We start from the raw sequence: 8,189 nt of genomic DNA on the forward strand, positions 1-8,189 counted from the left end.
CGGCCCCGCGCCCGGCGGGCCCGCGCGTCGCGGTGCGCCCTGCCGGGCCGTGCTGCGGCGCGGAGTCCCGGCGGCAATCGGCACGCCGGGTCCGCGCACATCGTGTTCCGATCCTGCCGACCCGGGCCCCCTGGGACATGCGCTTTGACTGGGATTTGCCGTCCGGATTCCGGGTCCGTCACCAACCCCGGCCCCCTGCCTTCGGCCCGCCCATATCCGGCCCGATGAGGCGACCGAAACGGGATGTGCCGGTTCGGGCGCCGATCCGGCCCCCTTTGGGATGGTCTGCCGCCGACCCGACGGCGTCCCCGGGCCCCCGGGACGCCGACTCGGCGGTCCTGGCGCGACCATGCGGTAGAGTCGCTGCCGCGAAGGGGAGTAGCCCTGCGAACCGGTCGTCGACACACTGGAGCCCCGGCTCCCGGTGACCGGGTCCGCCTCAGGCGGACGGGCGAGACCTTCGATCCCTTTTCATCGATGACCAGACGCGTCGTCGACCGGGATCGAGGTCTCCGTGGACGCCCCGAGCGGCCCCCCGGCCTCGGCCCCCGGCGACGCGGGAGGAGCGGGTACCGGACGTGTGGCATTTCGTCCTACTGATCGCCTGTGCTGTCGCGATCTATCTGTCGTGTGAGTGGTTCGTCAACGCCGTCGAATGGCTGGGCCACCGCCTCAACGTCGGCCGGATGGCGGTCGGCACCGTCCTCGCGGCCTTCGGCACCGCGCTCCCCGAGTCGGTGGTGACCCTCGTCGCCGTCACCAGCGGGGACGGCGAGGCCGGCAAGGACATCGGTGTCGGCGCCGCCATGGGCGGCCCCCTGGCCCTCGCGACCGTCGCCTACGCCGTCACCGGCGTCGCCCTGCTGTGGACGCGCCGCAACCGCGACCGCGCGCGGCTCGCCGCGACCGTCCCGGCCTCCGCCGGTGGCGGCACCGGTGCGGGTGCGGGTGCCGTGGAGTCCGGCGATGGCCGCGGCTCGGAGGTCCTCACCGACCCGGCCGAGGCCGCGCGCCTGGCCAAGGACCAGCGCTGGTTCCTCGCGGTGTTCGTGTTCAAGGTCGGCCTCGGCCTGGTCGCCTTCGCCTTCAAGCCCTGGCTCGGCGTCGTGTTCTTCGCCGTCTACGCCGTGTACTTCTGGCGCGAGATGCGCGGCGGCGACGAGGACGGCGACTCCGCCGCGGAGATCGACCTCGAGCCGCTGAAGCTGCAGCCGCGCCGGGAGGTCCCGGCGACCTGGGCGGTCGCGGCGCAGACCCTCGCGACCCTCACCGTGATCTTCTTCGCGTCCCAGCTGTTCGTGCACCAGCTCGACGCGATCGGCCCGATGCTCGGCCTGCCCGCCGCGGTCACCGCGCTGCTGCTGTCCCCGGTCGCCACCGAGCTGCCCGAGATCATGAACGCGGTGATCTGGGTCCGGCAGGGCAAGACCACCCTGGCCCTCGCCAACATCTCCGGCGCGATGATGATCCAGGCGACCGTCCCGTCCGGGCTCGGCCTGCTGTTCACCCCGTGGAAGTTCGACCACGCCCTGATCTGGTCGGGCGTGATGACCATGGTCGCGATCGTCTACCTGCTCGCGACCCTGCGCGCCCACAAGCTGACGCCCGTCCGCCTCGCCTGGACCGGCGTCCTCTACCTGGTGTTCGCCGCCGGCCTGGTCGTCATCCTCTGACCCGGGCATCGGAAACGGATTCTCTGGCCCCGTCCGGGCGGCGGGGTCAGAGCCAGCCGCGGTCGTCGGCGACGCGCAGCGCCTCCATCCGGTTCTGGGTGCCGGTCTTGGCGATCGCCGCGGACAGGTAGTTGCGGACGGTCCCCTCCGACAGGAACAGCTTGCCCGCGATCTCGGCGACGCTCGAACCCGAGCGGGACGCGTTCAGGACGTCCCGCTCCCGCGCCGTCAGGGGGGACGCCCCGGCCGCGAGCGTCGCCGCGGCGAGCGCCGGATCCACCACCCGCTCACCCCTGGCCACACGGCGGATCGCGTCCGCGAGCGCCTCGGCCGGGGCGTCCTTCACCACGAACCCGACCGCGCCCGCCTCCATCGCCCGGCGCAGGTACCCGGCCCGCCCGAACGTCGTGACGATCACGACCCGGCAATCGGGGACCCGCCCGGCCAGCACCGCCGCCGCCGCGAGACCGTCCAGACCGGGCATCTCCACGTCCAGGAGCGCGACGTCCGGACGCACGCGCTCCGCCGCCGCGACGACCTCGTCGCCCCGCCCGACCTGAGCGACGACCTCGAAGTCGTCCTCCAGGTCCAGCAGCGCCGCGAGCGCCGTCCGGATCAGCGCCTGGTCGTCGGCGAGCAGCAGGCGGATCGTCATGACACCGCGTCCGGACGCGAAGGCACGTCCGGCCGGGAGGACGCGCCGACCGTGACGCGCAGCCGCCACCCGCGCGCGCCCGCCGGACCCGACTCCACCTCGCCGCCCGCCGCCGCGACCCGCTCACGCAGACCGGTCAGGCCACTGCCCGGGACCGCCGCGCCGCCCACACCGTCGTCCAAGATCTCCACCTCCGCCGCCGACAGGGTGACCGTACAGCGGGTCGCGCGCGCGTGCCGCACGACGTTGGTCAGGCCCTCCCGGACGACCCAGCCGAACAGCTCCCGGTTCCCCGCGTCCACGACGTCCACGGCGGACGGCAGGTCGGCGGTGACGCCCGCCGCGCGCAGCAGCTCCCGGCCGCGCGCCAGCTCACCCGGCAGCGTCACCTCCCGGTACCCCGACACCGCGGCGCGGACCTCGCCGAGCGCCTGCCGCGACAGCCGCTCCACCTCGGTGATCTCCCCGACCGCGCGTTCCGCGCCGCCCTCCGCGAGGCGCCGCGCCAGGTTGCTCTTCACCGTGATCGCCGTGAGCGAGTGCCCGAGCAGGTCGTGCAGGTCGCGCGCGATCCGGTTCCGCTCGGCCTCCGACGCCAGCCGCTCCACCTCGGCGCGCGCCTCCAGCAGCTCCCGGTTCGCGCGGGCCAGCTCGGCGTACCCGCGGACGACCAGCGACGTGAACACCAGCATCACCGCCTCCAGCACACCCGGACCGGAATGCCAGGGCCGCACCGCCCACGGCACCACCAGCGTCAGCGCGGCCGCCGCGCCGAGGACGACCGGGAGCCGCCGCGGCCGCGTCAGCGCCACGAACGACACGATCACGGCGAGGAGGTAGAAGGCCAGCGTGCGGGCGAACGGCAGCTCCGCCACGAACAGGACGAACATCCCGGCCAGCAGGACGGCCAGACGGCCCTCGAAATGCCGGACGAACGCCACTCCCGCCATCACGTAGAGGACGCAGAAAGCGAGCGCGATCGTGTATCCGGCGAACGCCGCGCCGCCCTCCGAATACTGCGTCACGCCGACCATGCAGACGAACGGATAAACGAACATTCCGGCGGCGAGCATCGCCCGCCGCCAGCCCCCGGCCCAGCGAAGCGGGTCGCCTCCCGGCGACCCGCTCTCCGTCCTCGCGCCCAGGGCCTCGTCCATGGCCCGCACGCTAACACCACCGTCGCGGTGCGGCGTCCGGCCGGGTCATCGGCTGAACCCGGCCCGCAGGCCCCGGTTGCCGGAGATCAGGACCACGCCCAGCAGGAGCACTCCGCAGACGCCCTGCTCGACCCGCATCCAGACCGGGAACATGCCCGGCAGGGAGATGATCACCACGATCGCGACCAGCATGACAGCCGACAGGATCCGCAGCCGCCGGAACGCGCCCCGCGAGCCGCGGGCGGCGCGCAGCGTCAGCGCGAACAGGATCAGGGAGCTGACCGCCACGATGATGAGGCGGACCCACACCGGCGTCGTCACCGAGGAGGAGTTCCGGTAGGCGACCAGTCCGGCGACGGTGAGGACGCTGAGGACGGCGTAGACGCCGACGAGGGTCTTGATCCGGCGGAATGCCGTCACGTGGGTGGAGTTGTTCGCCATTTCGTTCGCGTTTCCCGCTGCCTTGTTCGTCATGGCTTCATGGTGCTTCCGGCGCCCCAGGCGGGCCCAGTGAGTTCGCCCATCACCGCCCCATGACATTTGTCATGGGCTGGTGGGTGCGGTGTCCCGGCGCTCGTATCGCCTTCGGGCGAGACCGTGCGCCAGGCGCAGCAGATCCCGCGTCGCCGCGCCGGTCCGCGGGCCGGGGTTCACCACGGCGAGCCAGCCGAGGGCCCCGTAGACGGGGTGGGCGATCACGGTGTCGGCGGCCCCGGGATCGGTGTCGCCGTGTGCCGTTTGGCGGGGGGCGTGCCCGGTCCGGCGGAGGAACTCGTCCCGGCCCGCGGCGATGTTCACGCGGAACGTGCCCGGACGGTTCAGGCGGGACGCCGTGTCCTCCGGGTAGTCCTTGGTCACGATCGTCGCGAACGGCTGGACGGCCGCCGGGACGACGCCGTCGGGGGAGTAGTAGAAGAACGCGTCGCCCCACGCGATCTCCGGCGTGCCGTCCCCGGGCGCCGGGCGGAGCGTCAGGACGCCGTCGAGGGCGTCCACGAAGGCGATGATGTCATCCATGGTCATGCCTTCAAGCGTTACATTGAAGTGCTTATGGAGGCTTGAAGCGGAAAAAGAGGGCTCAGAGGGTGCCAGGTCTCAACTCGTGGACGCTGCGGACCAGTGCCGTCGCCGAGCGCGCGGGCTACTCCGTGCAGCAGATCCGGAACCTGGAACGCGACGGCGTGCTGCCTCCCGCCGCGCGTACCACGTCGGGCTACCGCTGCTATGGCGAGGTGCATATGCGGTCGGCGCTGGCCTATCGCGCGCTCGCCGCCGCGGTGGGGCCGGTCGAGGCGAAGGAGATCGTCCGGGCCGTCCACCGGACGCCCATCACCGCCATGCTCGCGCTGCTGGACGCGGCGCACGCCCGCCTCGACGGCGAACGCAGGGCGCTGCGCGAGGCGCGGGCCGCCGTCGCGGCGATCGCGGACGAGCCGATCGCGGACGTCCGCGCCTCGGACGCCATGACCGTCTCCGAACTCGCCGCCGCCCTGGGCGTCCGGACGTCGACGCTGCGGCACTGGGACTCCGAGGGCCTCGTCGTCCCGGGCCGTGCCGCCGGAGCCCGCCGGTACGCGCCGTCCCACGTCAGGGACGCGCGGATCGTCCACCAGCTGCGCGCGGCCGGGTACCGGATCGGGCCGCTCCGCGACCTCATGCCCGCGCTGCGCGGCGGCCGCCGTCTGGAGGACGTCGCGTCCGCCCTGGCCGCCCGGGACGCCGACGTCACGTTCCGGTCCCGCGCCCTGCTGGACGGCGCCGCCGCCCTCAGCGCCCTCCTGGCGGACATCCCCGGCGAACCGGGTGCCAGGGTTTCTTGATCGACTGAGGTCCGTCCCGGGAGAAGTGCTGCTCGAGCCGAAGCGCACCGGGAGGACGACCCGCCGCCACCTGCCCGTCGGCGGCGGTGTTCAGGCGACGGCGCGGCCAGGCCGGGGAGCGCCGTGCTGCAGGTCGTCCAGCCGGTCCGCGAGCCGGTCGTGCACCACGACCAGCTCGCTGATGCGCTGCCGCAGCAGCGCGAGCCGCTGCTCGAACACCTCGGTTTTCAGACCGGACTCCGGGCACACGTGGCCGCCGAGCAGCTCGTCCCCGAGGCACGCGCCGATCGCCCGCAGGTCCTCGCTGGTCAGCCCGGACGCCAGCAGCAACCGGATGTTGTCCACCACCCGCGCGGCCTCGGGACCGTACTCGCGGTACCCGTTCGCCGACCGCCGCGACCGCAGCAGCCCCTGTTCCTCGTAGTAGCGCAGGGCCCGCGTCGTCGTGCCCGTCGCGCGCGCCAGCTCCCCGATGCGCATACCGCCGCCACTCCCTCCCTGCCCGAGACCGACCCGCCGCCCGGGACCAACGCCGTGCGACGCCCTCATCTTCCCAGCTCGGCCGGGGTGGCGGCACTCTGAGGGCTCTCCGCCACGGTCTTCGACCAGCGGTGCGCCGCCGCAACGACGGCCAGGCCGACCGCGGCGACGACCGCGCCGGCCACCGGTGTCCAGCGCAGGCCCGGGCCGCCGTCGATGACGCGCCCGCCGAACCAGCCGCCGACCGCGATGCCCAGGTTGAACGCCGAGCTCTGCAACGTGAGCGCCAGCGTCCGCGCCCGGTCGGACGCCACCTCGATCATGCGGGTGTTCACCGCCGGGATCACCGCGTAGTACGCCGCGCCGAACAGCAGCAGGAACACCGTCGCGCTGGCCCGGTTCCCGGCCAGCAGGCCGAGCCCGAGCAGCGACACCGCGAGCGCGGCCATGCCCGCGACGATGGAACCGGTCACCGACCGGTCCGCGAGCCTTCCCCCGGCCAGGCCGCCGACGGTCCCGCCCACCCCGAACAGCAGCAGCAGGACGGTCACCGCCGTGGACCCGAACCCGGCGACCTCGTTCAGCAGCGGCGTCACGAACGTGTAGGCGGTGAACGCCCCCGCCGCGCCGAGCGCCGTCACCGCGATCACCGTCTGGACGCGCCGGTCGGCCAGCACCCGCAGCTCCGCCGCGCGGCCCCCGGACCCGCCCGCCGCCGTGTCCGGGACGATCGGCGCGACCAGCGCGAGCGCCACCGCCGCGAGCGCCGCCATGGCCCAGAACGCCGCCCGCCAGCCCAGCCAGTGGCCGAGCGCGGTGCCCAGCGGCAGCCCGGCGATCATCGCGAGGCTGAACCCCAGCGACACCCGCGCGACCGCCGAACCCTGCCGTCCCGGGGGCGCGACATCGGCGGCCACCGCGAAGAACACCGGCAGGAGCGCCGCGTGCGCCAGGGCCGCGGCGATCCGTCCCGCCGCCAGCAGGGCGAACGAGGAGGACGCCGCGGCCGTCGCGTTCCCCGCCACGAACACCAGCATCAGCGCGACGACCATCCGCCTGCGCCGGACCCGTCCCGCCAGCAGCGACAGCACCGGGCCGCCCACCACCACGGTCGCGGCGAACACGCTCATCAGCAGCCCCGCCGTGGACAGCGACACCTCCACCGACGCGGCGATGTCCGGCAGCAACCCGGCGATCATGATCTCTCCGGTCCCGAAGGTGAACGCGCACAGCGTCAGCACCGCCAGGGCCCGGGAGTGACTCGTACTTCTCATGCCGCCCACCCTCGACCTTCACGCTGGCGTGAAGGTCAAGCCGAACCCGGGGTGACCGCACTCACGCCCATCGCGCTCACCAGCGCCGTGCCTGGAACCGCCGCCGGCCTCCTGCCGCGCATCCACGCGGGGGCATGGACCGCCCCGCGACTCGGCTACGCCGCGGGGAGACCCGATCCGGCCGTCTGGGACCGGTAGGAATGGCCGAGTTCCGGGCCGAGCCCGAAGTAGTGGCGGAAGTTGTAGATGAGGGGACTCCACGCGGCGGGGTCGACGTAGTCGGTGCCGGGCACGACGATGCCGGGTTCGGCGTGGACCTTGCGGACGACGGCCTCCGCGATGACGAACTCTCCGGAGAGGTCCAGCCGCACCCGCTCGGCGCGGGCCTCCAACTGGATCGGGCAGCCCGCCACACGCGGCGGCCGGACCAGGTGGGACGGCTCGCCGGTCAGGCCGGCCGCGGCGAACTTGTCCGGTTCGAAACGGCAGCCGTCGGGCTTGGTCGGGGGCACCGGGTTCCGTCCGGTCAGCGGTGACAGCCGTTCCACCTCCCTCCACTGGGACGGACCCGGAAGGTTGATCACCACATCGGGCCGGTCGGCGAGGTTGCGCGCGGTCTGCCCCTCCTGGCCGATGCCCAGGACCACCGTCCGGTCGAGGGCCCAGGCCGAGGAGATCGGGGCGAGGTTGAACGAGCCGTCCGGGTTCTCCGTGGTCAGGAGGACCACCGGTGTTCCGAAGTAGAGGATGCTCGGCTCGATCTCCACGTGGGAGTCCGCCGCGTCCCCCGGGAGGGTGCTGGATGGCGCTGGATTCATGACGGGCAGCCTAGGAGCCACATACTTCGACAGCGGTCGAAGTATGTGGGCGGTCACCCCTGCCGCGGAGGCGGCGCGTTCTGGGGCGCGGTCGGCTGCTCCCGCTGTGAGGTCAGCTGCTCCTGGAGGGTCTGGACGCGGACCTCGGCGGTCACGGCGCGCTCGCGCAGCCGGTCGGCGTCCGCGCGGGCGGTGTCGCGCTCGGCGGTGAGGGCCTGCATCCGGGCCCGCAACTGGAGCAGCTCCCGCCCCGCCTCGTCGGCGGCGCCCCGCTGGACGGCGAGCTCGCCGCGCGCCTGGTCGGCGGCCTGC

10 protein-coding genes are annotated in these 8,189 nt (G+C 73.7%); 2 read left to right on the plus strand and 8 right to left on the minus strand.

Going from position 1 to position 8,189, the window contains the following annotated elements; translation table 11 throughout:
• Positions 1-578: 578 nt before the first annotated feature.
• On the plus strand, positions 579-1,673 hold the full coding sequence (locus EBO15_RS41980) for a sodium:calcium antiporter (RefSeq protein ID WP_122200014.1): 1,095 nt from the start codon (positions 579-581) through the stop codon (positions 1,671-1,673).
• Positions 1,674-1,719: 46 nt separating this feature from the next.
• On the opposite strand, the gene EBO15_RS41985 is transcribed toward EBO15_RS41980, so the two are convergent.
• The 4 genes from EBO15_RS41985 to EBO15_RS42000 all read right to left on the minus strand — a co-directional run bounded on the left by EBO15_RS41985 (position 1,720) and on the right by EBO15_RS42000 (position 4,508).
• Positions 1,720-2,328 (minus strand): response regulator transcription factor, encoded by a 609-nt coding sequence (locus tag EBO15_RS41985; RefSeq protein WP_122200015.1) that lies wholly within the window; start codon positions 2,326-2,328, stop codon positions 1,720-1,722.
• The gene (locus tag EBO15_RS41990) at positions 2,325-3,485 is read right to left on the minus strand and encodes a sensor histidine kinase (RefSeq protein ID WP_122200016.1); all 1,161 of its coding nucleotides are present in this window, start codon (positions 3,483-3,485) and stop codon (positions 2,325-2,327) included. The genes EBO15_RS41985 and EBO15_RS41990 overlap by 4 nt, the downstream gene beginning before the upstream one ends.
• A gap of 45 nt (positions 3,486-3,530) precedes the next feature.
• Positions 3,531-3,959, minus strand: a complete 429-nt coding sequence (locus EBO15_RS41995) for a hypothetical protein (RefSeq protein ID WP_199745166.1) — start codon at positions 3,957-3,959, stop codon at positions 3,531-3,533.
• A gap of 69 nt (positions 3,960-4,028) precedes the next feature.
• Positions 4,029-4,508 (minus strand): DUF6194 family protein, encoded by a 480-nt coding sequence (locus EBO15_RS42000; protein WP_122200018.1) that lies wholly within the window; start codon positions 4,506-4,508, stop codon positions 4,029-4,031.
• 62 nt (positions 4,509-4,570) lie between these two features.
• Here EBO15_RS42000 and EBO15_RS42005 point away from each other — a divergent pair, with 62 nt between their 5' ends.
• Entirely contained in the window at positions 4,571-5,305 is a 735-nt protein-coding gene (locus tag EBO15_RS42005) for a MerR family transcriptional regulator (RefSeq protein ID WP_233616844.1), read from the plus strand.
• A 90-nt stretch (positions 5,306-5,395) separates the two neighbouring features.
• Here the strand turns inward: EBO15_RS42005 and EBO15_RS42010 are convergent, their stop codons facing one another.
• The 4 genes from EBO15_RS42010 to EBO15_RS44880 form a co-directional block, all read right to left on the minus strand.
• On the minus strand, positions 5,396-5,785 hold the full coding sequence (locus EBO15_RS42010; protein ID WP_122200019.1) for a MerR family transcriptional regulator: 390 nt from the start codon (positions 5,783-5,785) through the stop codon (positions 5,396-5,398).
• A gap of 65 nt (positions 5,786-5,850) precedes the next feature.
• Positions 5,851-7,059 (minus strand): MFS transporter, encoded by a 1,209-nt coding sequence (locus EBO15_RS42015; protein ID WP_122200022.1) that lies wholly within the window; start codon positions 7,057-7,059, stop codon positions 5,851-5,853.
• Between the two features lie 155 nt (positions 7,060-7,214).
• Positions 7,215-7,877 carry a flavin reductase family protein gene (locus tag EBO15_RS42020; RefSeq protein ID WP_122200020.1) on the minus strand — a complete coding sequence of 221 codons (663 nt, stop codon included), beginning with the start codon at positions 7,875-7,877 and terminating at the stop codon, positions 7,215-7,217.
• 53 nt (positions 7,878-7,930) lie between these two features.
• Positions 7,931-8,189: hypothetical protein (locus EBO15_RS44880; RefSeq protein WP_407643402.1), on the minus strand; the 259-nt coding region annotated here is incomplete at its 5' end.

The sequence above is a fragment of the Actinomadura harenae genome (assembly GCF_003696215.1).
Taxonomy (GTDB): Bacteria; Actinomycetota; Actinomycetes; order Streptosporangiales; family Streptosporangiaceae; genus Spirillospora; species Spirillospora harenae.

What these genes read in the sequence shown, in the direction of transcription:
- EBO15_RS41985 (WP_122200015.1), bottom strand. Translation starts at nt 2,328, where the DNA reads ATGACGATCCGCCTGCTGCTCGCCGACGACCAGGCGCTGATCCGGACG.
- EBO15_RS41990 (WP_122200016.1), bottom strand. Translation starts at nt 3,485, where the DNA reads ATGGACGAGGCCCTGGGCGCGAGGACGGAGAGCGGGTCGCCGGGAGGC.
- EBO15_RS41995 (WP_199745166.1), bottom strand. Translation starts at nt 3,959, where the DNA reads ATGACGAACAAGGCAGCGGGAAACGCGAACGAAATGGCGAACAACTCC.
- EBO15_RS42000 (WP_122200018.1), bottom strand. Translation starts at nt 4,508, where the DNA reads ATGACCATGGATGACATCATCGCCTTCGTGGACGCCCTCGACGGCGTC.
- EBO15_RS42010 (WP_122200019.1), bottom strand. Translation starts at nt 5,785, where the DNA reads ATGCGCATCGGGGAGCTGGCGCGCGCGACGGGCACGACGACGCGGGCC.
- EBO15_RS42020 (WP_122200020.1), bottom strand. Translation starts at nt 7,877, where the DNA reads ATGAATCCAGCGCCATCCAGCACCCTCCCGGGGGACGCGGCGGACTCC.
- EBO15_RS42015 (WP_122200022.1), bottom strand. Translation starts at nt 7,059, where the DNA reads ATGAGAAGTACGAGTCACTCCCGGGCCCTGGCGGTGCTGACGCTGTGC.